We start from the raw sequence: 24,054 nt of genomic DNA, 5'->3' as shown, positions 1-24,054 counted from the left end.
TCCGAATTCTGTTCCATTGAATTGCAAAACAGGAATTGCTTAATGAGCAGGAATAGACAGTCCAAACCTTAACCTGAACCGCCGAAACAGGTTTCAGTAAAGCGGGACTTATGTTCATCTTATGAACAGGCTATCACAGGTCGGCAAGATTGACAAGAGAATTATAGTTACAAAACCATGGGGATATGCTATGATAAGCGAAAAGGGTTTTCAATTTTTTGTTAAAACATTCTTTTGAAAATTGAGGAGAAATATAGTCACATAGTCTGAATTATTTGGCTATTTCCGATTGTAAGTATTTCCGGTATAAAGAATTAACTACTTTTTTATATCAGATACTTAAGTTAAAGGAGTATAAATGTCTGTTGCGCCGCATATTAAAGAACAAATGTCATCTTCGTCTTTTATACGCAAAATGTTCGAAGAAGGCGTGCAAATGAAAAAGGAATTCGGGGCTGAAAATGTATATGATTTCAGTATCGGCAATCCCGATCTTGAACCGCCGGCTAAAGTAAAGGAAATGCTGGTAACGCTTGGCCATTCTGATATACCGGGGATGCACGGTTATATGCCGAATGCCGGATATCCTGAAACCAGGGCGGCAATGGCTGAAAAAGTTTCAAAAGAGCAGGGCGTTCCTGTCGATTTTTCTCATATTGTTATGAGCGTAGGGGCCGCCGGAGCAATGAATTCAGTGCTTAAGGCTGTGCTGGCTCCCGGAGATGAGGTCCTTGTTCCGTCGCCTTATTTTGTCGAATACGGACATTATGTCCGTAACCATGGCGGAATACTGAAGCCAGTTCCCACTGCCGGAGATTTTTCTCTTGATCTGACTGCTATTGAGTCCGCCCTGTCGCCGAAAACGGCGGCGCTCATTATCAATTCACCGAATAATCCCACAGGTAAAATATATACAAAACAGGATATTGCCTCACTGGCAGAAATTCTTGAAAAACACCGGAAAACTTCGGGACGTTCTGTCGTGATTATAGCGGATGAGCCATACCGTGCAATTGTGTATAACAATGCTGCCGTTGCTCCGGTGTTTCCGGTCTGGCCGTCATCTGTTATTGTTACATCCTTTGCCAAGGATTTAAGTCTGCCCGGCGAACGGATAGGTTATGCTGCGGTTAATCCCGCCGCCCCGGACGCAAGTGAATTGATTGATGCGGTTATTTTTGCTACCAGGATTCTGGGCTTTGTAAATGCCCCCGCCGCCTTTCAGCGTATTGTCGCGGCCTGCTGGAATGAACCGGTGGATTATTCTCTCTATGAAAGCAGACGGAACACCTTAATGAGTATTCTCCGGAATGCGGAAATTCCTTTTTTTGAACCGGAAGGCGCTTTTTACCTGTTTTGCCGCGTTCCTGAATCCAGAAAAACGCCAAACAAAAATGATGACAGGGCCTTTTGCGGTCATCTGAAAAAATATCACATTCTTGGAGTCCCCGGTTCCGGATTCGGAAAAGAAGGGTGGTTCCGGCTCGCGTATTGCGTTCCGGAGCGGACGATCAGCGGTTCAGCGCAGGCATTCAAAAACGCCGCCGGAGAATGGTAAAAAATAACAGTAGTGGTACGGGATTCCTGATAAGGTCATACGGCTTCCCGGAATATATATCTGCTTGTCATTGTCAGGGAGGTATTCTGCAATGAAAATATTAATGACTTCGAGCGAAGTCACCCCTTATGCAAAAACCGGCGGTCTTGCCGATGTTGTTCCCGCGCTTGCGAAGGGCCTTGAAAAACTGGGTCATGACGTGCGGATCATAATGCCGCGGTATTATAAAATTGACAGAACCAAACTCGAAAAAATGCCCGAGCCGGTCTCGGTATATCTCGGATACAGCGAAACAAAAATTGATATCTTTGCCGATACATTGCCGGACTCAGCCGTAAAGGTATATTTTATTGACCATGAAGAAAGTTTCGGCCGGGATGGTATTTACGGCGTCCCAGGCGAAACTGACTTTAATGATAATCCCCAGCGGTTTTCACTCATGGCCCATGTAGTATTTCAATTTTGCAGGACCTATCGCTGGATTCCGGATATTATTCATGCCCATGACTGGCCGACCGCGCTCATTCCTATTCTTCTTAAGTTTAACGAACGGCATGATGAATTTGCGCATACTGCAAGCGTCTTTACCATTCACAATATCGGTTATCAGGGTATATACGGGAAGCATCTGTATCCGTATACCGGCCTGAGCTGGGATAATTTCTATGCCGCCGGCTTTGAGGATTGGGACAGAATGAATTTCCTGAAAGCGGGCATTACTTCCTCCGACAAACTCACAACAGTTTCCCCCACTTATGCAAAGGAAATCCAGCAGCCTGAATATGGTTTCAGGATGGACGGAATTTTAAGATACCGTTCGGCTGACCTGTCCGGGATTCTGAATGGAGTTGATACAAAAATATGGAATCCGGCAACTGATCCGCTTATACCGTCAAATTATACGGCGGAATCCATTGAAAAAAAGCAAAAAAACAAAGCTGAACTCCAGAAAGCCATGGACCTCCCGGTTGATCCCGATATTCCTATTGTGGGACTTATATCGAGGCTCGTGGACCAAAAAGGAATATCCGAGTTATTCGGTCCGACTTACGGTTCGGTTTACCGGATATGCACCGAGATGAAACTGCAGATGGCTGTTCTGGGGGCGGGCGAGCTCTGGTGTGAAAATGAAATAAGGTCCCTTACCGGTTCCCTGCCGAATTTCAGATCATATATAGGATATAATGAAAATCTGAGCCATCTTATTGAAGCCGGATCGGATTTTTTCCTCATGCCTTCACGGTATGAGCCCAGCGGTCTCAACCAAATGTATTCACTCCTGTACGGAACGCTTCCCATCGTAAGAAATACCGGAGGACTTGCTGATACCGTTGAGAATTACAATGAAATGAACGGGAGCGGAACCGGATTCGTTCTGGACAATCTCACTCCTCAGAGTATCTTTGATACGGTAGGCTGGGCAGTATATACCTGGTTTAACAGAAAAGAACATATCCTTGAAATGCAGAAACGCGGTATGAAAAAACAGTTCGGCTGGGATATTTCAGCCAAACAGTATGAGGACGTCTATAAAAACGCCCTGGCTCAGTTCAAATAAAAGCCGTTCAAAACGAATTTCGCATATCGAAAATACAAACCTTCTCCTCGGCGGCCCGGCAGAAGAGACTCGCTGAAATTTTATGAGTAATTAGCGGCAAATATGTCCCTCTGTTTATTTCGGACATATTCGCTGTTATTTTAATTTCCTGTCTTTGTCTGATCACTTAGATCGGATGCCCTCAGGATTCTGATTGCTCCATCCGAATTCTGCACCAGAACCCCTTTTTCAGTTATGGTAACCGGCGTATAGGGAAGGACCTGGATAGCGGACCGCGCTTTTACTGCAAGCGTATTATCAAAGCGGCCGAGGACAAAAGTCCCGTTATCCTGTTCAATTACAGCATAAAAATCATTGTTATTCTGAACAAGGATGCTTTTTTCGGCAATTGCGATGGTACCCTGATTGGTCATTTCAAGGGTGTCCTTATCAATAAGAACAAGCCTCACTGCGGCGTTCCCTGATTTTTTTCCGGCAATTGCCATATAGCCTGCCGGGACAGGAATAAGGGTCCGGTTGCGGATGGAATTCAGAGGAGAGCGTTTTACAATTGCTCCGCTGTCCAGATTAATCAGGACAAGCTCGGACAGCATTTCCGTATCATCCGTTACGCGCAGCCCGTATGAAAGCGACGCCGATGAAAGAGCTGCCGCCTCGGCCGCCCTTTTCGCCGCTTCCTGTGCAGCCAGATCCTGCTGTGTGTCAGAAGCAATATTCCGCCTTTCAGATTGAGCTTCGCTTTGTTTTGTATCGGCAAGAGTCTGTTCAGTCTGCGCAAGAGATTCCTTTTCCTCCGCCTTCTGCTCGGCTTCCTGCTGGGCCTGCTGGGCGGCGTCAGCCTCAGTCCTTTTTTCTTCCGCTGTTTTTTGGGCGTCTTCCGCAGCTGCCTGGGCTTCTTTATCATCGGGATTTTCCGCCGCGGTTTGCTGGGCCTGCTGGGCGGCCTGTTCAGCCTGCTTTGCCTGCTGTTCGGCCGCTGCCGCCTGCTGCTGCTTTTCGGCGGCATCTGTCCGGGCCTGGGCCGCCTCTGTCTGGGCGGTCTGGGCCCTGTTCTGGGCTTCCTCGCTTTCCCTTTCCTTAAGATCAACCATGTCTTTTCTGGTATCCGTCGCGGCAGGATCATCCTGCTTTATTCTTTCTATTACCTCCGGCGCGGTAAGATGGGAGGTATCAATGGAACTGATGGTCCCCGCAAGTCTCGGATCGCTCAGAGGGATAATAATCTGCGATTTTCCGGGCCAATCATAATAGCGTACGGAAAGGCCCGCCTTGTCGGCGGTCAGGTAGTTCATGACAACAGGCTTGTATTTTTTACCCAGTGTAGTCATATCGCCGCGGTATACCGCGTTGTATATTGTTATAAAAGTGGCGAGAGTAGACGCGTCCCTGTCGGAATATCCATAAGCGGAGGAAAGATAGGCGCTTATGATTCTGCGCAGGTTATCAATATGATCAACCCCGATATTATTCCCGAGGACCAGGATGTCCGCGTCAAGGCCTGTAGTTACGGAAGGATCGACTGCATGAATTATAGAATACCTGTTCTGGTCACCGGCTGAGAACGGCGCGTTTCCTGACAGTCCCGGAGCTATTGATGCACCCAGCTGAGTCCCGATAGTGCGGATTTCCTCAGCGGTATTTACTACTGACTGGGGTCCCGTATAATTAATGAATTCTATCGGTTTTATGGCTGATTGCAGTTCCTGCTGGTCCACTTCAAGCGCGGAAATTGTACATATAAAAAACAGAGAAAGGATAACGGCTGTGCATTTTTTCATTATAATCCTCCACTAAATAATATAAAAATAAACTGTAAAATAGACGAGTCTTTTTCAAAACTTCCGTTTTTGAAAAAGCAACCCGGATACAAATGAAAAACCATGCCATTTTCCGGTTTTTCAAAAATATACACCTTTAATGTAAGTTTCTGATATAGAGACTTAGCTAAGTCTTTATATCAGACCGCAGAATATCCTCCGGATTGACCGGAATCCGGCAATATTCCATGAATTACATTCATTGTAATATATTTTTCAGTTTTTGTCGTGCATAATTCTGAATTGATGAGTGATAAGGTTTTTTCAGAAAAGAAGACAGCATCTGTACCGATTCAATCTGTATTTGTCCTGAAGAATACCTGCCTACGGAATATAGGGCGTCACAAACGGCAAAATGGATTTGCAAGTCATCCAAATCGTTTTTTTGTATTACAGTACTGATTGCCGCAAGCGTTTTTCCGTCCGGATCACAGCCGATCGCCGCCAGGGCATATAACAGTCCGGTAATAATAGTCGGTTCAGTTTCAGTTGACATACAGTCAATAAGAATCTGACGGTATTCCATGGAACCCATTTGTCCGAGTAAAATTGCGGCCCTTGCCCGCTCGGGAACGGCAAAAGAACGCAGATTTCTCGTTTCAATTGACTTGTTTTCAAGAATTTCGGCCAGCCTGTGGGCATAAAATATTTCATGCATTCCTATCGACCCTTTATCCAGTTCCTGCGTGACTGAGGCTAAAAACTGCCGTATGTATGTAATACTGGCGCCTGCCGAATATCCGGAAGGCATGACGCGGCCTTTCATAATTCCATAAAATTCCTGATCCCGGGCCGGCGGGGTCCCCGTTATACGGGTTTCAGCCCGGAATCCGTATAACATCCATCCCGGCGCGGCGGCAAAAACATTGCCGTTCTGGGACAAAACCGGAAAAAGGGTATGTTCCGGCAGGATATGTTCCCAGACTTTTCTCCCGCTTACATTCCATGCGCCTGCATATCCCTTATATGCAAAGGTGAACTGTCCGTACCCTTCAGATACGGAAACCTTTCCCTGGACCGGTATTCCTGTCTTTCCTTCCCATAGTGTTGTCCCGTCAGTTATATTAAAAGTCTGCAAAACCCCGTTTTGATGAAGAGCGGCCAGCGTTCCTCCTTCACTCATAAATACGGAAACAGGAGAACCTCCGCTGAACCGCCATATTTCTTCTGTCGGGGCCGCTTCATCGCCCCGGTTATGCCGTATATCATAGGCCCGGATGCTTCCGGACGGAAAGCCTGCGACAAATCCTCCCCTGATCGGAATAAATACTGCAGGGGTTTCGTGCAGCGTTATATGCTCACGTATTTCACCGAATGGTGATACACGGATTAAAAGACCATTCTGGCATGGAACAAGAATATCCCCATCCCCTGTCTCTCCGGGAGGAAAAACTATTTTTTCATTCAGATTCACTGTCCACAGATTTCTTCCGGTAGTAGTTATGCACTGAACGGAAGCGCTGCCGAAAAGAAAAAAACGGCCGTCTCTGCCTTCAAGCGGAGGGTAGGCAGGGATTTCAGCTTCGGTTCTTTGCCATAAAACACTGCCGTCTGCGTTAAAAACCATAAACAGACCGTTTTCAGAAGCCGTATATATATTTCCATATCGTGTTGCGTAAGTATACGGGAGCATTTTTGAACGGAATGAGCGTGTCCACAAAAAACCGCCGCTTTCCGAAAGGCAGGTCAGGGTTCTGTCCGATGTTGTGACGTATATGCGTCCATTCCTTACAGCGGGAGAGCAAATAACATCGCCGGTTAATACTCTGGTCCATGCCGCTTCAATGGCATACGTACTGTGGATACATAAGATATAAATAACTGAAAGCCAGACACATTTATTTTTCATTTATGAAAAAACCGACTAATTCAATATGATGGGTTTGAGGGTAAAAGTCAAACAGAATAATATCCTGTAAAATATACCCTGCGTTAAGCAATGCGGCCGCGTCCCGCGCAAAGGTCACGGGATTGCATGACACATAACTTATTTCAGGTATTGAAACCGCTTTAAGCCATTCCATCATTTTTTTATGAATGCCCTGCCTGGGCGGATCAATAACGGCCATTGAAAATGTTTTTTTTGCCTCAGAATGAAAAGGCCATTGTGAATCCTTTACTGCACAAAAAACGGGATTCTCCGCTTTGCCCATCAGATTTTTTTCTGCCCACAGCAATGCTCCTGTGTTTTCTTCCACCAGCACAGTCTGCGTATATTTTTCAGCCATAAATACCGAAAATGTTCCGACTCCGGCGTAAAAATCAAGCAGGACGCCGGGCTTACCGGCAGATTTAGGAACAATACAGCGGAGCAGTTGTTCAAGCATGGGAATATTTGACTGGAAAAAACCGTTAATATCAAACCGGAGTTCCCTGCCGTCAATCGTGACAGCACAGGATGTATCCCTGCCTTCATAAAATAAGGCATTGCTATATGCAAAAACATGTATTTTTCCGGACGCCGGAGAATTGTCCTGATTTTCAGATAACAGGTTTTCCGCAAGCGCCTGTCTGATCCCGGTAACCGCTATGGGACAATCGGCCAGGGGAATAACTGAATTACTTGCTGATTTTTTAAGCCCGATTTTTCCCGCTTCCGTTTTGCTGAATTGAAAGCGGGAACGGTATTCAAACGGGTTTCCGCTTACGCATTTGATATCTCTGTTAAAATGGATACCCGCTCTTGCAAGAATGTCCCCGACGATCAATTTTTTCAGTTCCAGCTGATAGTCATTTTCCGCCATCTGCAGCGAACACCCTCCGCAGATCCCGAAAAGCGGGCAGGGCGGTACAACTCTTTTTGGCGATGACTCCAGAATTGATGTAATATGCGCGATATCATAATCACGGTATTTCTCAGAGATTTCCACTTCAAGGGTTTCTCCGGGAAGAGAGAACGGAATAAATACGACTTTTCCGTTAATTCTTGCAATACAGGAACCCCCGGATACCATTTTTTCTGTTATAATTGTCATAAGGAGATTATATTATACACATAAATATATTGTTTGTCGGGTAGTCAGCAGCGTTGTTTGAAACGAGCTGCCTATGAATACCTATTTTTGCCGCCTTTTGATGAGAATGCGGGGCGGCGGCAGACTGTAAACTGGAGGAAAGAGAAATGTCAGCTGATCTGTTTTATTTGACTGCAAGTGACGGAGAAAAAATAGCAATTCACTCATGGGAAGCAGTGAAAAATCCAAGGGCAGTTATCCAGATAAGTCACGGTATGGCGGAATTCGCCATGAGATATGAAACTTTTGCGTTTGAAGCAAATAAAAGCGGTTTTATCGTTTTTGCCGCCGACCACCGCGGGCATGGGGAAACGGCGGGTTCTCTGGAGAAACTTGGGTATCTGGCGGATAAAGACGGCTTTGAACGGGTAATGGAAGACCAGCATGAATTGACTCTGGAAATCAACCGGCGTTATCAGGGGCTTCCTGTCATTCTTTTTGGTCATTCTTTCGGCTCTTTTATTTCGCAAATGTATATTGAACATTACGGAACCCTGCTGAAAGGCTGTATTCTGTCAGGGACCAGGGGACCTGCTCCTGTTGAAGTTTTTTTCGGTTCCATTGTTTCAGGTATTATTTCCTTTTTTGGAGGAAAGAAAAAGCCGTCAAAACTGCTTGATAGCATTATTTTTGGCAACAATAATAAAAAGATCGATGATCCCAAAAGCAAATCTTCGTGGATTTCGCGGGATGATGAGGAAGTTGAAAAATATGACGCCTCCCCCTGGAGCGGATTTATAGTAACAGCCGGATTTTTCAAAGACCTGATGCACGGATTATCAAGAATTCACAGAAAAAAAGCCATCCGGAACATTCCTTCTGATCTGCCTGTTTTTATTTTTTCCGGAACTGACGATCCGGTCGGCGCCTACGGAAAGACGGTCGCAAATCTTGCGGAAGAGTATGAAAAAAATAATATAACCAACGTGAAACTGACATTATATCCGGGAGGCAGGCACGAAATGCTGAACGAGATAAACAGGGAAGAAGTAATACGTGATATCCTTGAATGGATTAATGAAGTTCTGCAAGCCGGTTAGTACTGAAAAAATAAACGGGCTTGTATGAAAATGCCCTAATTTAAGTGATTGCCGCTTAAAAAGCGTTGACACTGAAAGGGTTTCCGGTAAAAATACAGGAATAGATGCTGACAAGATATGGTTCAGACGCCAAAGGTAAAGCTGTTCGCAAGGCGTCTGTATATACAAAAAACGAACATAATATAAATAAAGAACTTATTGACCCTGATGCAATCAGAGTAATTTCGCTCTTGCGGAATGCCGGTCATGATGCTTATATTGTCGGCGGCGCCGTACGTGACCTGCTGATCGGTACACAGCCGAAAGATTTTGACATTGTTACCGATGCCGAACCGTCAAGAATCAGAAAATTATTCAGAAATTCCCGTATAATAGGAAAACGTTTCAGACTTGTTCATATTTTTTACGGGGAAAAAATATTTGAAGTGTCGACATTCCGCTCATTAAAAGAGGGCAGTATCGGTAATTGTTTTGGAAGCATGGATGAAGACGTGCTTCGCAGGGATTTTTCACTGAATGCTCTGTATTATGATCCCATAAAAGAACAAATTGTCGATTATGTTAATGGAGTCAATCATATCCGCGGTCACAGGCTTGAACCGGTGATTCCCTTGGAAAATATTTGAGGAAGATCCTGTACGCATGCTCCGTGCGGTAAAATATTCAGTGGCAGCAGACTGCGCCATTCCTTCCCGGCTCCAGAGAATGCTCCGGAAATCATCTCCGCTCTTGCAGTCTGTCTCTCCTTCCAGGCTCACGGAAGAGCTCCTTAAAATAATCAACAGCGGAAGGGCCTACGCCACTATCTGTTCGGCTCTTCAGTATGATTTATATATGTATCTCCAGCCGTCCGCGAACAGCCTGATTGACGACGATCCCGGTTATGCGGAAAGTTATGAGAAAAGCCTCCTCAGGCTTGATGAACTGGTTGCCGAAAACAGGGACCTGAGAACGGGTCAAAAGCTGGTCTATCTTCTTTATGATTTCATTCAGCGCATTACAAAATGGGACGACCCGCCGTCAGAGGTATACCGTACAGTATATGCCGAATGCAGACGTTTTATTCTTCCGATGAACCCGCCCAGAGTTGAACTTGAATATGCGGTCCGGTGGTGTTTAAAAGACGGCGGCCTCAATATTAAGGTGACAAAGCCTCGGAAAAAACAGCCCGATACTCATACGACACAGGGTGAAAGAAACAAGCCGAGAGCAGCAGAAGATAATGCTGCGGCGTTTCATGGGCCCAGAAAACGCCGCCGGAACAGAAACGAAAGACCTTCTACGGAATCGAATTGAGTAAGGCGTCAACCCGGTCCGCATAGCGGGCGGGATTTGAAGTTTTGGCTGTACGCAAATAAACCGCTGCTTCGGAGTATCTTCCGTCAGCATATGCTGAAAGGCCGAGAGCCCAATTAACGGTTGAAATATCGGCGCCGTATGCAAGCGCTTTTTGATACCACGCATCCGCGTCCTTATAATTTTTTTCCGCGTAAGAAACAAGACCAAGATAATATGCAATCAGGGGGTCCTGTTCCCTGATACTCATGGCCTCTGACAAATTCTGCTTTGCCGCTGCAAAATCACCTTCGTTATAGGCTGTTACACCATTCTGAACAAGATCATTATAAGTTTTTTCCCCGGCAAGCCACAATGAAAAATCCGTGTTTGTCTCATTCCCGGAGTAAAACTGAAAAAACCTGTTTTTAATGACGTCCGTATTTTCCTGCCGGCTTTCATCATTGAATTGCCCCCTGTTTTCAAGCAGGAAAAACGCTTCATACAAAAACCGCTGGTAGGCCGCTTTTTCCGAATTTAAGAGAAATGAAACAAAGGCCCAGGCCTGCGGATAAAACCGGGCCGATTCATAGGTCCCGGTAACAGCCGATAAAATTCCTTCAATATCAATAAATCTGTCTGGAGAATTATGCAGTAATTTGGCTGAATCAAGCCAGGGCGAGTAAGTTTCAAAAACAACGGACTGTGTCAGCGGGTCATATGTCGCTGTTTCAAAAAACGCCTGGAAACCGTCGCGTATCCATAATGGAGGTTCATTAACGAAGGTATACAGATACTGGAGAAAAAGCTGACGGTTGAGGGCAGGGCCGGCGAAAGCTTCATATCCGGAAAAGTCCGCATTCGGAAAAAGCACCAGTTCTGAAAGTTCCGGTTTAGAGTATTTCAGAAATAAAAACTGGTTTCTGGTTTCCCCTATAAGGTTCTGAATATAATTGTCATACTCGCTTTTATTTGCCAGAATAGTGACGCGGCATATGTGCCGGGATGTGTCGGTGTCAAAACGGAATATTTCATTAAATGAATTCCATATTGCATTAAAGGCTTCGGCGGTTGCTTCAATCCCTTTGAATGATTCTGGATAGGTGAAGGTATAATATCCTTCCGTATAACTTTTGGCGGTTTGCGCTGAAAGCACCTGAGACAACAATATGGAAATCAGCAGGACAGGCAGCATTTTTTTCATTTTACGATTCCTCCTTCCGGGTTATTTTATCGATAATTATATGGATATCCTCAATCAGGATACCAGTAAAACGTTCAATGTTGTCAATAATATATTCCTGCATTTTATGTATGGTCCCGGTCAGTTGGGTGCCGAAAGGCACATCTATAACTATCACCAGCCGGTATCCGTTTTTATCACTCTTGATTGACAATTTTTTTACATAAATATCCTTGTCAAATTCCTTAACGCAGTGCAGAACCATCTGGCTCAGGGCTGCTTCGGAAATAATAACCTTGCCCGGTTTTGAAAACTCCGGACGGACAAGGGATTTCTCAAAATTTTTGACTGGTTTGAAGCAAGCGGGTTCTGTTTTTTTTTCAGTAAGACCCGTATCCTGTCATAGAATATCTGCGGATAGTTTTTTTCAACTTCAATTGAAGGTACGGGAATAACATGCTTGCCTTCAACCCTCCGGCTTCTTATGGCTGTTTCAATTTCTTCCTGTGTGGAAATATCCTCTATTTTTATTATTTTATGCGGCTGGGGTATTTGCAGCCGGGCGGCGATTTTTTCCACCATTTTTTCCGAGGTACCGATAATAAGAATTTTCTTGAATTTCTGATTCTGGAGCGCCCGGGCAACTTCATCCCGGTGCATTTTATCATCGAAGAGCGCCCGGCGGACCGCTCCCATATATGTTTTTTCACGTTTTGCGGAATGGCCTGCAAGTATCTTGTCATCCTTTATCAAAAGACCGTCATCTATAATAAGTTCAATGCCGTATTTTTGCGCAAGTACTTTTGCGCGGAAACTTTTTCCGGTTCCGCTTGCGCCTACGAGAGCATATACTTTTACGCCTTTAAAAAACCAATACAGGTCATGCAAATTCTTCATGCTTTGTTAAGTATACGTCTGCATTATTAATGTATCAAGCACATATTTCCCGAAAAGAGCTTCAATTTTTTCACAAAAGGACAAGGGGATGGGAGCCGTTATTGTTTCCGGAATATCCGGAAGACGTTCTTCCGGAAATGATAACTGACGGGCATGTAAAAAATAACCTTCACTGTTTTTTTTACCGTAGCGGAAGTCCCCTGTGAGAGGGTACCCGTTTTCGGCAGCCTGAATCCTGATTTGATGTTTCCGTCCGGTTACTGGTTTGAACAGAAAAAGTGTGCAGCGTGAATGTTCCGTATTATGTATAGCCAGCGGCTTTACCATAGTAATCATTTTTTTATTATCTCCGGTACTGCTTTCCCATGCTGTACTGTTTTCACATATTCCTTCCGATATACCGAGATATATCTTTTCTATTTGTCTTGTTTGTATAAGATCCGAAAACCAGCGGGCTCCCCTCAGGCTTCGGGAAAAGGTCAAAATACCGCTGGTGTCCCTGTCCAGTCTGTGCAAAGGACCTGTTCTGAAGGAGAGAGAATCAAGGCTTTTATGTGATGGCGGAATGAGATTGCTGAGTCCGCCATCTCCATGGACCGGAATTCCCTTCGGTTTATTGATAAATAACAGATCTTCAGTCTCCAGCAGAATTTCCGGTAATGGGCTGTATTCTGCCGGCCGGTATTCTTTTTCTTGATATTCTTTATTTTCCTGCACCAAAAATTCAGCTATTTGAATTTTGGAATTCCCGGAAACGTGAAAATCATGGCTGACTTTTTTTCCGTCGACTTTTATCAGTCCTTTCCGGAAAAGCGCATAAACAGCGGAAAGAGACAATTCCGGCAAGACCCGTCTGATGATACGGTCAATGCGGCGGTTTTTATCGTCTTCAGTCACGGAAAATTGTTTAAAATCCATCAATTAACAGTATATACGATTTGCACCCTTGACAAAAGGCACCTTTTGACGAAAATAGTAATAGAGATGAGCCAGAAAGTGATTGAACAGCTTGTTCAGTTAATCCATAATCCGCTGTTTTTATCAGCCGTTTCAAGTTGGCTGATAAGTCAATTTTTAAAGACGGTAATAACTCTTTTTACCCATTCCATAACCTCTTTCAAGCAGTTTATTGAACTTATTCTCTGGAGAACAGGCGGCATGCCTTCAAGCCATTCCGCTCTTGTGTCTTCAATCACTACTGCAATCGGATTCAAAAACGGTATAAATTCCGATCTTTTTATTTTTTCATGCTGTTTTTCCCTGATCGTTATCAGAGACGCCGTGGGGGTCCGCAGATCAAGCGGTTTGCAGGCCCGTACTTTAAATGAATTCGGGACAAAAGTTTCCGGAACGCTGAAAATTCCTTTCAAACCGGTTAAGGAGATACAGGGACACCGGCCTATGGAAGTCGTTGCAGGAATACTCCTGGGATTTTTATAGGCGTGGCTTTTTCAACTCTCTGACCGATTTCATGAACCTGACATCAAATCCGTATATAACTCCGGTTTTTTCCGGCCTGATTTTAATTGCTGGCATTCTGATACTTTCCTTATTTCCGGTACGTACTTCCGCGGCCTTGTGGAATGGTTACCGTATCCTGTCAGTTTCCCCCGAAGAATCTGAATTGCAGGTGCTTGATTTACTTAATGCGCAGGGTATCATGGATGTTGTTACACAATCCAATTCACAAATACCTGAAGCCGCAGTGCTTCCGAATTATAATGAAGCAGAACAGGACCGGAAAAACTGGTTTGTGTTTCCCGGGAACAATACCCGTTTTTTTTATCTGCCGGAACATACCGTTTTAGCCAGGTCTGTTGAAAAAGCTTTTGCCGGTTCCGGCCTGTATTGGGTGCTTGAGTCGGCGGATTCCTTTTCCCTGGTGAGTATCTGTCTTTTGGCTTCGCTTTTTATTGCCGGTTTGTTTATTGCGTCAAACCGGTTTTTCTTTACTGTGTCAGGACTTGCCTTTATTCTGTTTGCTGTTTCCGCCAACCATATTTACGGGTATGTTTCCGCTCTTCTGGCTATAGTTTCAGTCATTTTTCTGTCAAATGTGTTATATGTCCGTCATTTCAGGCTTAATTATGATCAAAAGAAAAAACGTTTAAAAAAATACTTTTGGTCTTTTCTGCCGGCTATTGCCGCGCTTGTTATTTCTGCCGCCGGAGGAATGCGGGTTCTGCTGCTTTTTGTCTGCAGTTTTTTAATCTCGGTCTCGGCTACCATTCTCAGTTTTTTTATTCGTGATAGGATACGGATATATACGCAACGTGAAAGAACTCATCCGGTTTTTGACCCTTTTCCCATGAGTCCTGCCGCCGTATACCGTTTTCCCGTAAAAAGAATTGTATATACTATTGGCGTTATTTTTCCCGTATTATTGGTTTCAGGGATTCTTGTTTTTTCTTTTGGGACGAAAAATCAGTCTGAGGGGCAGTTCAAGGAGTTGTATTTACCGGCCCCGAAAGAGTATACTTCGAAGGGTTCTTTTACACCTGAAGCATATATGGAAATGCTGCAATTTGAGAAAAAACATTCTTTGCCTGACTTAGCGGATTTTGTTGCGCTTCAGTGGCATATCAGAATGTTCCCGTGGACGAAAATCCAGAACGGTTATGCATATCCGGTTATAGGTGATACAATCACTGCTACTGATTATAGCATACATGATAATGGAAAAGTTACCGGAGAAACCAGGATTATTGCGACATTTGATGCTGATTTCATTAAAAAGGTTTTGGCTGAAGACAGCACGCCCTTGGAAAAAATGCTGATTCATCAGGGGCGTTTTGTCAGTGCTGGCTTCAAGAGGTTGAACTGATGACACAGACTATACAATTCAGAAAGAGCAGGGAGATGATTACCTATGAAGCCCTGAATGCGGTTATAACAGGTAATGCCTTTTTGCCGTCAATATCGCTGGTTCCGCTTTTACAGCACAGAGGCAGCCCTGCAAATCCCCTTGTCGCTCCCGGAGAACAGGTCAGGGAAGGGCAGTTAATAGCGCGGGGCAGCAGCTCCGATTCAGCCCATATTCATTCCCCGATACCGGGAATAATACAGAAATTCAAAACAGTTCCTCAGCCTGACGGAAGCATGGGTGTCGTGGCTGTAATTCGCTTGTCGGGTGCTTTTGATATTCTGGGAAAAAAACAGGAACAGAATAATTGGCGTTATTCATCGGAACGCGAAATTACCGGTATACTGGAAGACAAGGGAGTCATCTGCACTTTTGAACATCCTGATCCTCTTGTACCGTTAATTCGCGCCGCCAAAAAAAAGGGACGCCCGGTTCTTGTTGTGCGGCTTTTTGATCTGGATCCCACCTGCCAAACCGACAGCATGCTTGCTGAACAGTATTTCAGTATTATCCTTGAAGGAGCGGCAATTATTGCCCGCGCCCTTGATGCTTCTGCGGTTCTTTTTGTTTATTCCGGAAAGGAAAAAAATCAATTTACAATATCTGCTGATATTTCATCTGAACTTTTTCATAAAAGAAAAATTCTGTTCAGGAGAGTTGAGGCAAGATATCCTTCAGGTAATACCGGCTGTTTTAATGAAATTTACGGTGCTGCTTTTCCTGATGGAAAAACTGGATCAACTCTCTTTATTGACCCAGTTACCGCGATTTCTGTCTGGGAAGCTGTTGTACAGAACAAGCCCATCCTATACCGGTACATATCAGTCAGCGGCCACGCGCTTAAAAAACCGGCGTTTTTAAAGGTGCGAATAGGAACGCCGATAGGCGACGTTATCGAGGAGTGCGGCGGTTTTAAAGCGGATCCCGCAAGAATTATTGTAAACGGACTTTTGACAGGGACTTCTGTATATGATCTGGATACTCCGGTAACAAAATATACAAAGTCTCTTCATATCATGGATAATGAATCCTGCCCTTCATATAGTGTAAATAATTGTATTCATTGCGGCCGCTGCGTACAGGTCTGTCCGGTTTCAATTGATCCCTATAAAACCGTCGCGAATATTCGGAAAGGAATATTTTCGCCAAAAACCATTTCGGATATCCGGACATGCCAGAATTGCGGTTGTTGTGTTATTGTCTGTCCATCGCGGATACCCATGCATCATATAATCAGCGAAGCTGAAAGCCGAATGCAAAAAGGGGAATATAAATGAAAAAAATGGGTTTGCTTGTTTCGCCTTCTCCCTTTATTTTAACCCGCCCGACTGTTGTACATATGTCTGTAATAACTGCTGTTTCACTTTTGCCGCAGATTATAATACTGTTTGTTCTCCGGGATTTTTCCGCTCTGCTTACAATTATTTCAGCGGTCCTGGGAAGTGTTTTTGCAGAATTGGGTGTTTGTATAGTGCGGAAAAAAAATACTTTTACCGATGGAACTGTCCTTTTAACAGGGCTGCTTGCCGGTTTTTTACTGCCGACAACTTTATCCTTTTTAACGGTTTTTTGTATCTGTTTTTTCGGTATATGTACCGCACGGATTTTTTTGGAGGAACGGGTTTATACTGGATGAACCCTGTCGCGCTCACTGTAGCTATCGCCTATATCAGTAATCCGGGAGCCTTTCCCGTACAATCACTTACGGCAGAAGGAATTCAGTCCGCTGGAGACGCTTTTACGGCAATGAAAATTGCGGATTTTGCCCGGATGGATTCCGATATGCATATCAGCTCTGTCATTAATGCCTTTTTTCTTGATATATTTAATATAAAATTACCGGACGGTTATGTTACTCTTTTTGCGGCGGCCCCATCCGTAATTACCGCTTTCAGATACAACATACTTACACTCGCTGCTTCAATTGTTTTAATTTCAATGAATATTATTGATTGGATAGTACCGCTTTGTTATCTTGCTGTTTACAGTATTTGTACTTACTGTTTTTCACTCCTTCCGTTCTTCCCGAATTTTTATTCAGGTGATATTCTTTTCGCCTTACTGACAGGCGGAACACTGTTTATCGCATTCTATATTTTACCTGATTTTTCAACAGCACCCCGGACCAGAACGGGAAAAATAATTTCAGGTTCTCTGGCAGGTGCCGCGGCTTTCTTTATCTGCGGCCCCGGGGCCTCACCCGTGGGCGGTGCCTTTACAGTTTTACTGATAAATGCGGTGAATCCTTTTATTGAATATTTTGAGGACCATGTTTTAATCAGAACAAGGGAGGCCGCATGACTCCCGAGATACAAAAACTGATAAAACGCTATGTATTAACTGTCGTGATTTTTTTGGTATGCGTTCTGTTAATTGTCGGTATAAATCTTTTAACGTCCCACCGGTATGATGAAATACTCCGGAACTCTGCCGAGCAGCTTCTTTCGGCTTCGAATACCACAAGTATACAACTCGGAGAAAAAATATCCATTCCGGGAGCAGGTTCAAAATACAGGAATATATACAAATCAAGGACAGCAGATAACAAAAGAGGGCTGGTTTTTGTCACAGGCGTTACAGGGAATTCAGGGCCGCAAACAGCAGTCTTTTATTATACTCCGGATCAGGGAACTGTATTTTCAGGATTGGTCGGTACAAAAAACTCTGACGGGGAATCATACGGAATAACAAATAGAATCATAGAAAAATGGATTTATACAATAGACAGGATAGTTTCAAAGAATGAGGAGTATTTGCAAAATGAATAAAAAAAATACACTTTTTCTGTTTGCGCTTTGTCCGATTCTGCCTGCCGCCTCAAATCTGGGATATGGCACTATTTTATCCTGTCTGATTCTGTGGCTATTTCTTTCAAGCTATATACTTCAGAAAATAATTGGCAGGCTCGAATTACAAAAAGCCTCTAAGGGTATTGAGCTGATGGGGCTTGCCTGTTCTCTTTCCCTTTTTCAGGTTGTCTTACAGGGTATCTTTCCTGTTCTGATTGTTTCCCTTGAATTGTATATTATTTTGACTGCTTTTTCCTTTTTTATTATCGAAAATCTTTCTGCGGCGTTATTTGAAAGCCGTCTTTTTCCCCAGCTGCCTTTTTTCGTACTTTTTATTCTGCTGTTTTCTCTGGTGAGGGAATTTTTTGGATATGGGACTATTTCTGTGCCGGTACCTGACGGGTTATATACTATTACTGTTTTCGAGAATCTGCCTAAGGTAACCGGTTTTTGGGGAACAACCGGCGCGGCTTTTATTCTGCTTGGTTTTATTGTACGGATTGCGCAGATACGTATTCCTGCGTTTTTTTCATTGAAAGGGAAATAATTATGCATATTTTTTTCATACTTTTCTTTTACGCTTTTTCCTGTTCAACCGTACTTTTATATGGTATCGGACTTGAGAGGACTCTGCTTGATTCCGGATCCGATATCCTGTTTTTTAAGCGGTTATCGTTTTTCTTCATAGCTTCAATACTGGCCGTACTTATACTTTGGTTCCCGGTAACCTATATAGTCATACCTAACGGGTTTTTCATCCTGGTGCCTGTTTTTGTTATTATGGTCTGTGAAATTTTGTATGAGCTGACCAGTCAGTTTTTTTTCTCTTCAAAAAAACAGTTTACAGGTGAACAGTTATTTTTTTTAGGAGTCGTTTTTCTTTCAATCGCCGAAGCCGCATCATTTACGGAATCCCTGCTTATTTGCGTCGCCGCTTTTTTGTGTTTTTTTGTGACAACAATTATTTTATTTTCAATACGAAGACGTTTATCCGCAAGTTTTACTTATTCGGAAGAAAAAAGGATTCCCTCATTGATACTTGTCAGCATGGGGCTTCTTTCAATTGTTCTGTTTTCTGCTGATATATCCTGGTGGTTTTCGGAGGTTTTTCATTGATTTCTCTGCTGCTTCACTTACTGCTTATCTTTATTTCTGTGTTTGCCATCGTCTTATTTTATTTTTGTATTCTGTTTCTGATACCGGAACGCTACCGGCAGCGGAAATATACTTCAGTCTCCCTTCAAAATGAAATGGATGATGAACCTCCCGGAAGCGATGTAAAAAACAAAAATGCAGTTATGCGGTGCAATTATATATCTTCGGAACCCCGCCGGTTCGATTCCATCGGTTTTTCCGATTGCAGTATAATGCAGAAAAATTTCCGGGGAGACACAGTCTGCCCGGACGGCTGTCTTGGTTTGGGATCATGTTTGTCCGTATGTCCTGCCGATGCTATTCTTATTGACAAAAATGCTATAATGATTAACGGTAACTGTACAGGCTGCGGCCGCTGTATTTCTGCCTGTCCGAGGAATCTCATAATACTGCAGCCGGCTGGTCTGCACAAAATACAGGTATGCGCGGGCGAGGGAAGACCCAATCTTTCCGGCGCGTGTCCGACCGCCGCAAATAATTTTTCTTTTTTGGCGTAAAAAAGTACAAAAAAATACAGAATCGTCCTTTATAAGATCGCCCGTGTGGGGTATACTGGTAGCAATACTAAATTGAGGATATTGTGAATAGTATTAGAAAACTCTGTTTGGGGACATATTGTACTATTACTCCGGGAAGCGATCCTGAATTCTGTGAAAGACAGTATCAGGTAATCTATAAACCTCTGGTATCTTCTCTGTATAATCTGCCCCAGCTGCCTTTTTCGTTGTATATATCCGGTATTTTGATCGACTGGCTTGAGCGCCAGCATCCCGAGTTTTTTATGATTCTGGAAGAAATGGCCAACCGGAAACAGATTGATATACTTGGCGGCGGATATTATAATCCCTTTTTTCCTCTTTTGCCTCCGGCGGACCGTGTCGGTCAAATAGAACTGCTTACAACAAGTATAAGAAAACACTTCGGAAAGCGTCCGAGGGGGGCATGGCTCGCCGCAAGCGCGTGGGATCCTTCAATGGTTTCCTCTCTGCATACCTGCGGTATCGAATATGTACTTCTTGATAAGACAATGTTTGAAGCAAATGGAGAGCCTCAGATTACGGGCTTGTCTCCGGTAATAATGGAAGACTGCGGAAAAACGCTTGTTGCCTTTCCGCTCGATAATACCTTAAGAAATCCCGAAGCTTACTCGCCTGAAGACTTTCTTTCAAAAATCACTTCAAATAATACTGAAACGGAAAAAGTGCAGACAGTTATTGTTTTCCCGCATCAGGATTCTCTGCCCGCCTTGTTTTCACAGGAAAATAACGGAGTATCATGGATTGAACATTTTGTTTCTCTTATTGAAGAATCCGAAAAAAAAGTCGAACTGACAACAACCAGCCGGGTTATCGCGTCCCGGAATCTTTTCCACCGGGCATATATTTCAACCGGAATGGCCCCTGTTCCTGCCTGCAGAACGGAGACAGGCAAAATGATACGCGGATACGGGCAAAGACATCGATAAAGCAGTATGTTCTGAATAATGAAAACAATATTTTCCTGTATGCGAAAATGATATATGTCCACAGCCTGGTAAATCAGCTCCGCGGCGATAAATCGAGAAAAAAAAACGCCCGGGAAGAAGTTCTTCAGGCCCAGAACAGTGAAATATTCTGTTCCGGGAATTTTACCCCTGAAAATCAAAGCCGAGAACTGCGCCTTCTCGCATATAAGAATTTACTGATAGCCGAAAAATCAACGCGGCTGCGCGGGATTTTTTCACCGTCGATTACGAGCCTTGATTTTGATATGGACGGAGTAAAGGAATTCCTGTGCCAGCTTGATAATATGAATATGTATGTGCATTTGCTGGCGGGAAGAATTTTCGAAATGGATCTTTTCGGTGTGTACAGAAATTACTGTGATACTCCCCCCGGCCGGTCCGGTCTTTTTCTTGATCATTTTATTACTGAAACTGAACTTGGGGAACTTCAGAACGGTTCTTTCTCACGGGACAATTCAGTTTTTGCCAAAACCCTGTATCAGGATGTTCATGTTGATTCAGGCCGGCATGAAATACTTCTTAAAACGGAAGGACTATATGGGGCTTTGCAGCAGACTATTTCACTCCGTAAGCAGTTCAGCTTCAAAATACAGGAAGTTCAGGTTCAATATATACTGAAAAATGACGGTCCCTTTAACTTATCCGGTATATTTGTTATTGAATTGAATATTGCGTTAAGCGGTTCAGGACGTACTCCTCCCCGTACAGTTGTTTTTTCACGGGACAAAACCAGTGAAGATATAATCAAAACTGTTTCCTTTCAGGATGTTGAATGGATCCAGATATCGGATTCCGATACGGGTGTCACATTTACAATTAATGCAAATGAAAATCCTGACGCAACACTTATTCCAATAACAAATATGTTGAATTCGGATATTGAGGGTGTAAGGGTCTTTTTATCATGGAAGGTTGATCTTGGTCCGGGGTTCGAAACTGAAAAAATGGTTTTTTTAAAAATTGATTCCTGAAAGTCCTGTTTTTGCCTGTTCTCACTAATATAAAACCCGCCTGGCATTTGCATTTCTTTTTCCGTTGATTGTTTTGTAATGAAATAGTATCATACCATTATGAAAAAGAAATTGGTTACCTCCGCATTACCTTATGTAAATAATGTCCCCCATTTGGGAAATCTCATTCAGGTTCTTTCCGCTGACGTTTATTCCCGGTTTTGCCGGCTCCGCGGATATGAAACACTGTATATTTGCGGGACTGATGAATACGGAACTGCGACAGAAACAAAAGCCCAGGAAGAGGGTAAAACCCCCAGGGAATTATGCGATTATTATTATGCGATCCATAGCGATATATATAACTGGTTCGGTATTGCCTTTGATAATTTCGGACGGACTTCAACCCCGCAGCATACGGAAATTACCCAGAAAATATTCCTTGATTTGGAAAAAAACGGGTATATAAAAGAACATACCATTGAACAGCTCTATTGTCCGTCCTGCGCCCGGTTTCTTGCGGACCGCTATGTCAGGGGTACTTGTCCGTCCTGCGGATATGAGGATGCCCGGGGAGATCAGTGTGAAAACTGCGGCAAGCTCCTAGACCCTGTCGATCTGAAAAATCCCCGCTGCTCAACCTGCGGTTCATCACCGGAGATGCGCGAAACAAAACATCTGTATATAGATCTGCCTGCCATACTTCCGCAATATGAAAAGTGGATGGCAACGGCAAGCGCCGAAGGAAAATGGGCAAAAAATGCCATGCAAATGACCCAGGCGTGGATCCGTGACGGCCTCCAGGAACGGGCAATAACCCGGGACCTTAAATGGGGTATTCCGGTGCCGAAGGCCGGTTTTGAGAATAAAGTGTTTTACGTCTGGTTTGACGCTCCCATAGGATACATTTCAATAACCAAATGCCTGACTGACCAGCTCGGGACTGACTGGAAAACCTGGTGGCTTGAACCGGAAAATATCGAGCTGTTTCAGTTTATCGGCAAGGATAATATTCCTTTCCATACAGTCATTTTTCCCTCAAGTCTCATAGGATCGGGTGAAAACTGGACAAAGCTGTTTCATATGTCCAGTACTGAGTATTTGAATTATGAATCCGGAAAATTCTCAAAATCGAAAGGAATAGGCGTATTCGGATCTGATGCCAAAGAGTCAGGAATTCCCGCCGATATGTGGCGGTTTTATATTTTCTATAACCGTCCCGAGAAATCAGACGCGTTATTTACGTGGAAGGATTTTCAGGAAAAAATAAACAGTGAATTGATCGGAAACCTCGGCAATCTTGTAAACCGTACCCTGACCTTTGTATTCCGTTATTATGAAGGGAAAATACCGGAAGCGGACGGTCTTGAGTCACAACGTGACGATATCCGTTCGGTTTCGGAAAATCTCAGGGATGCGGTCAGCGCTTCAATAAATAAAATAACGGAACTGCTTGAATGGGCTGAACTCCGGGACGCTTTCAGGGAAATTTTTGCCCTGTCGTCGGTCGCCAATAAGGCCTTTCAGGACGGGGAACCCTGGAAAACCCGGACTTCCGACCCTGAAAAGGCGGAGGCTCTCCTTCGGGATCTGTGTTATCTCATTAAAAATATTCTGATTTTTGTTCACCCGTTTATGCCTCGATTTGCCGATACCGTTGCTTCCTTTTTTGGAAAAACCATTTATTCCGGTACAGTGTTTGACGCAAACAAGGTCAGTGCAGTACCTCAGGTCCGGCCGAATGACCGCAATGTCCTTGGCTGGAATAATCTCGGCGAAAGGACCGGCCTTTCGATGATCACCCAGCCTGAAATAATATATAAACCGATGGATTCGGCTGTTATTGAAAAATACCGCGAACAGTATTCCGGTTCGCAAAAGGAACGCTCCGAAAAAGAAAAAACGGCTGTTTCCGAAAAAGCCGCTGAAGAAAAACCGGCAGATATTCCGGAGGAAGATATTTTTAATGCAAAAATAGCTCTCAAAACGGCAAAGATAATAAAAATAGAAAAACATCCGGACGCCGAAAAACTCTACATTGAAACGCTGGATGACGGTTCGGGAACGGAGAGGGTTATTCTTTCCGGGCTCGTTCCATACCTCAAAGAGGAAGATCTTCTCGGCAAATCAATCATTATAGCAGATAATCTGAAACCCCGGAAAATGCGGGGCATTGAATCCCGGGGAATGCTGCTGGCTGCCGATTATACAGATGCTGCAGGGAATGAACAGGTAGAAGTACTTGATTCCTCCTGGGCTGTTCCCGGAACTCCGGTAATGCTGGAAGGGGCTGATTCATCAATTGAAAAACCTGCTGAAATTGACGCGGATACATTCTTTTCGGTAAAAATGAAGATCATTGACAATGCTGTTACGGTTAACGGTAAAAAACTGCTTATCGGCGGTAAACCGGTAATGACAAAGTACGCATCATCCGGTGAGGTTTCCTGA

The 24,054-nt window shown here is 43.9% G+C and carries 18 protein-coding genes and 3 pseudogenes; 15 read left to right on the top strand and 6 right to left on the bottom strand.

Going from position 1 to position 24,054, the window contains the following annotated elements:
- The first annotated feature begins 358 nt into the window (after positions 1-358).
- Entirely contained in the window at positions 359-1,558 is a 1,200-nt protein-coding gene (locus K7I13_RS01515; RefSeq protein ID WP_255947412.1) for a pyridoxal phosphate-dependent aminotransferase, read from the top strand.
- Positions 1,559-1,649: 91 nt separating this feature from the next.
- Positions 1,650-3,116 (top strand): glycogen synthase, encoded by a 1,467-nt coding sequence (locus tag K7I13_RS01510; protein WP_255947410.1) that lies wholly within the window; start codon positions 1,650-1,652, stop codon positions 3,114-3,116.
- A gap of 140 nt (positions 3,117-3,256) precedes the next feature.
- On the opposite strand, the gene K7I13_RS01505 is transcribed toward K7I13_RS01510, so the two are convergent.
- The 3 genes from K7I13_RS01505 to K7I13_RS01495 form a co-directional block, all read right to left on the bottom strand.
- Complete coding sequence (locus K7I13_RS01505; RefSeq protein WP_255947409.1) at positions 3,257-4,894, bottom strand: P83/100 family protein; 1,638 nt, start codon at positions 4,892-4,894, stop codon at positions 3,257-3,259.
- Positions 4,895-5,132: 238 nt separating this feature from the next.
- Complete coding sequence (locus tag K7I13_RS01500) at positions 5,133-6,782, bottom strand: outer membrane protein assembly factor BamB family protein (RefSeq protein ID WP_255947408.1); 1,650 nt, start codon at positions 6,780-6,782, stop codon at positions 5,133-5,135.
- Positions 6,772-7,908, bottom strand: a complete 1,137-nt coding sequence (locus K7I13_RS01495) for a class I SAM-dependent RNA methyltransferase (protein WP_255947407.1) — start codon at positions 7,906-7,908, stop codon at positions 6,772-6,774. Before K7I13_RS01495 ends, K7I13_RS01500 begins: the two co-directional genes overlap by 11 nt.
- Before the next feature lie 146 nt (positions 7,909-8,054).
- Here K7I13_RS01495 and K7I13_RS01490 point away from each other — a divergent pair, with 146 nt between their 5' ends.
- Together K7I13_RS01490 and pcnB are read left to right on the top strand one after the other, a co-directional pair.
- Positions 8,055-8,987, top strand: a complete 933-nt coding sequence (locus K7I13_RS01490) for an alpha/beta hydrolase (RefSeq protein ID WP_255947406.1) — start codon at positions 8,055-8,057, stop codon at positions 8,985-8,987.
- Positions 8,988-9,091: 104 nt separating this feature from the next.
- Positions 9,092-10,283: pseudogene (gene pcnB / locus K7I13_RS15825) on the top strand (polynucleotide adenylyltransferase PcnB).
- Here pcnB and K7I13_RS01475 read toward each other — a convergent pair.
- The 3 genes and pseudogenes from K7I13_RS01475 to K7I13_RS01465 form a co-directional block, all read right to left on the bottom strand.
- Positions 10,267-11,466 (bottom strand): tetratricopeptide repeat protein, encoded by a 1,200-nt coding sequence (locus tag K7I13_RS01475; RefSeq protein WP_255947402.1) that lies wholly within the window; start codon positions 11,464-11,466, stop codon positions 10,267-10,269. The pseudogene pcnB and the gene K7I13_RS01475 overlap by 17 nt on opposite strands.
- Position 11,467: 1 nt before the next feature.
- Positions 11,468-12,342 (bottom strand): annotated as a pseudogene (locus K7I13_RS01470) (hypothetical protein).
- A gap of 6 nt (positions 12,343-12,348) precedes the next feature.
- Positions 12,349-13,239: an RluA family pseudouridine synthase gene (locus K7I13_RS01465; protein ID WP_255947400.1), complete on the bottom strand. Its 891-nt coding sequence runs from the start codon at positions 13,237-13,239 to the stop codon at positions 12,349-12,351.
- A gap of 87 nt (positions 13,240-13,326) precedes the next feature.
- Here K7I13_RS01465 and K7I13_RS01460 point away from each other — a divergent pair, with 87 nt between their 5' ends.
- The 11 genes and pseudogenes from K7I13_RS01460 (at position 13,327) to metG (ending at position 24,054) form a co-directional block, all read left to right on the top strand.
- Positions 13,327-13,782, top strand: a complete 456-nt coding sequence (locus tag K7I13_RS01460; protein WP_255949179.1) for a divergent PAP2 family protein — start codon at positions 13,327-13,329, stop codon at positions 13,780-13,782.
- Between the two features lie 31 nt (positions 13,783-13,813).
- The gene (locus tag K7I13_RS01455) at positions 13,814-15,166 is read left to right on the top strand and encodes a hypothetical protein (RefSeq protein ID WP_255947398.1); all 1,353 of its coding nucleotides are present in this window, start codon (positions 13,814-13,816) and stop codon (positions 15,164-15,166) included.
- Positions 15,166-16,482: an SLBB domain-containing protein gene (locus K7I13_RS01450; RefSeq protein ID WP_255947396.1), complete on the top strand. Its 1,317-nt coding sequence runs from the start codon at positions 15,166-15,168 to the stop codon at positions 16,480-16,482. Before K7I13_RS01455 ends, K7I13_RS01450 begins: the two co-directional genes overlap by 1 nt.
- A pseudogene (locus tag K7I13_RS01440) lies at positions 16,479-17,506 on the top strand (RnfABCDGE type electron transport complex subunit D). The gene K7I13_RS01450 and the pseudogene K7I13_RS01440 overlap by 4 nt, the downstream one beginning before the upstream one ends.
- Entirely contained in the window at positions 17,503-17,973 is a 471-nt protein-coding gene (locus K7I13_RS01435) for a hypothetical protein (protein ID WP_255947393.1), read from the top strand. Before K7I13_RS01440 ends, K7I13_RS01435 begins: the two are co-directional and overlap by 4 nt.
- Positions 17,966-18,541 carry a hypothetical protein gene (locus tag K7I13_RS01430; protein ID WP_255947392.1) on the top strand — a complete coding sequence of 192 codons (576 nt, stop codon included), beginning with the start codon at positions 17,966-17,968 and terminating at the stop codon, positions 18,539-18,541. Before K7I13_RS01435 ends, K7I13_RS01430 begins: the two co-directional genes overlap by 8 nt.
- 2 nt (positions 18,542-18,543) lie before the next feature.
- Positions 18,544-19,110 (top strand): hypothetical protein, encoded by a 567-nt coding sequence (locus K7I13_RS01425; RefSeq protein ID WP_255947391.1) that lies wholly within the window; start codon positions 18,544-18,546, stop codon positions 19,108-19,110.
- A complete protein-coding gene (locus K7I13_RS01420; protein ID WP_255947390.1) occupies positions 19,107-19,646 on the top strand; it encodes a 4Fe-4S binding protein in 540 nt (179 codons plus the stop codon). The genes K7I13_RS01425 and K7I13_RS01420 overlap by 4 nt, the downstream gene beginning before the upstream one ends.
- 83 nt (positions 19,647-19,729) lie before the next feature.
- Positions 19,730-20,614, top strand: coding sequence for a polysaccharide deacetylase family protein (locus K7I13_RS01415; RefSeq protein WP_255947389.1), 885 nt, complete (start codon positions 19,730-19,732; stop codon positions 20,612-20,614).
- Positions 20,615-20,661: 47 nt separating this feature from the next.
- On the top strand, positions 20,662-21,624 hold the full coding sequence (locus K7I13_RS01410) for an alpha-amylase/4-alpha-glucanotransferase domain-containing protein (protein WP_255947387.1): 963 nt from the start codon (positions 20,662-20,664) through the stop codon (positions 21,622-21,624).
- 99 nt (positions 21,625-21,723) lie between these two features.
- Positions 21,724-24,054 (top strand): methionine--tRNA ligase, encoded by a 2,331-nt coding sequence (metG, locus tag K7I13_RS01405; RefSeq protein ID WP_255947386.1) that lies wholly within the window; start codon positions 21,724-21,726, stop codon positions 24,052-24,054.

This window comes from Brucepastera parasyntrophica (assembly GCF_022376835.1).
Taxonomy (GTDB): Bacteria; Spirochaetota; Spirochaetia; order Treponematales; family Treponemataceae; genus Brucepastera; species Brucepastera parasyntrophica.
This window is presented reverse-complemented; position numbering and strand designations above follow the sequence as displayed.

Coding starts and splice junctions, on each gene's coding strand:
- K7I13_RS01450 (WP_255947396.1), top strand. CDS start 15,166: ATGACACAGACTATACAATTCAGAAAGAGCAGGGAGATGATTACCTAT.
- K7I13_RS01510 (WP_255947410.1), top strand. CDS start 1,650: ATGAAAATATTAATGACTTCGAGCGAAGTCACCCCTTATGCAAAAACC.
- K7I13_RS01430 (WP_255947392.1), top strand. CDS start 17,966: ATGAATAAAAAAAATACACTTTTTCTGTTTGCGCTTTGTCCGATTCTG.
- K7I13_RS01500 (WP_255947408.1), bottom strand. CDS start 6,782: ATGAAAAATAAATGTGTCTGGCTTTCAGTTATTTATATCTTATGTATC.
- K7I13_RS01505 (WP_255947409.1), bottom strand. CDS start 4,894: ATGAAAAAATGCACAGCCGTTATCCTTTCTCTGTTTTTTATATGTACA.
- K7I13_RS01490 (WP_255947406.1), top strand. CDS start 8,055: ATGTCAGCTGATCTGTTTTATTTGACTGCAAGTGACGGAGAAAAAATA.
- K7I13_RS01425 (WP_255947391.1), top strand. CDS start 18,544: ATGCATATTTTTTTCATACTTTTCTTTTACGCTTTTTCCTGTTCAACC.
- K7I13_RS01475 (WP_255947402.1), bottom strand. CDS start 11,466: ATGAAAAAAATGCTGCCTGTCCTGCTGATTTCCATATTGTTGTCTCAG.
- K7I13_RS01455 (WP_255947398.1), top strand. CDS start 13,814: ATGAACCTGACATCAAATCCGTATATAACTCCGGTTTTTTCCGGCCTG.
- K7I13_RS01410 (WP_255947387.1), top strand. CDS start 20,662: ATGATATATGTCCACAGCCTGGTAAATCAGCTCCGCGGCGATAAATCG.
- K7I13_RS01435 (WP_255947393.1), top strand. CDS start 17,503: ATGACTCCCGAGATACAAAAACTGATAAAACGCTATGTATTAACTGTC.
- K7I13_RS01515 (WP_255947412.1), top strand. CDS start 359: ATGTCTGTTGCGCCGCATATTAAAGAACAAATGTCATCTTCGTCTTTT.
- K7I13_RS01460 (WP_255949179.1), top strand. CDS start 13,327: ATGAGCCAGAAAGTGATTGAACAGCTTGTTCAGTTAATCCATAATCCG.
- K7I13_RS01495 (WP_255947407.1), bottom strand. CDS start 7,908: ATGACAATTATAACAGAAAAAATGGTATCCGGGGGTTCCTGTATTGCA.
- metG (WP_255947386.1), top strand. CDS start 21,724: ATGAAAAAGAAATTGGTTACCTCCGCATTACCTTATGTAAATAATGTC.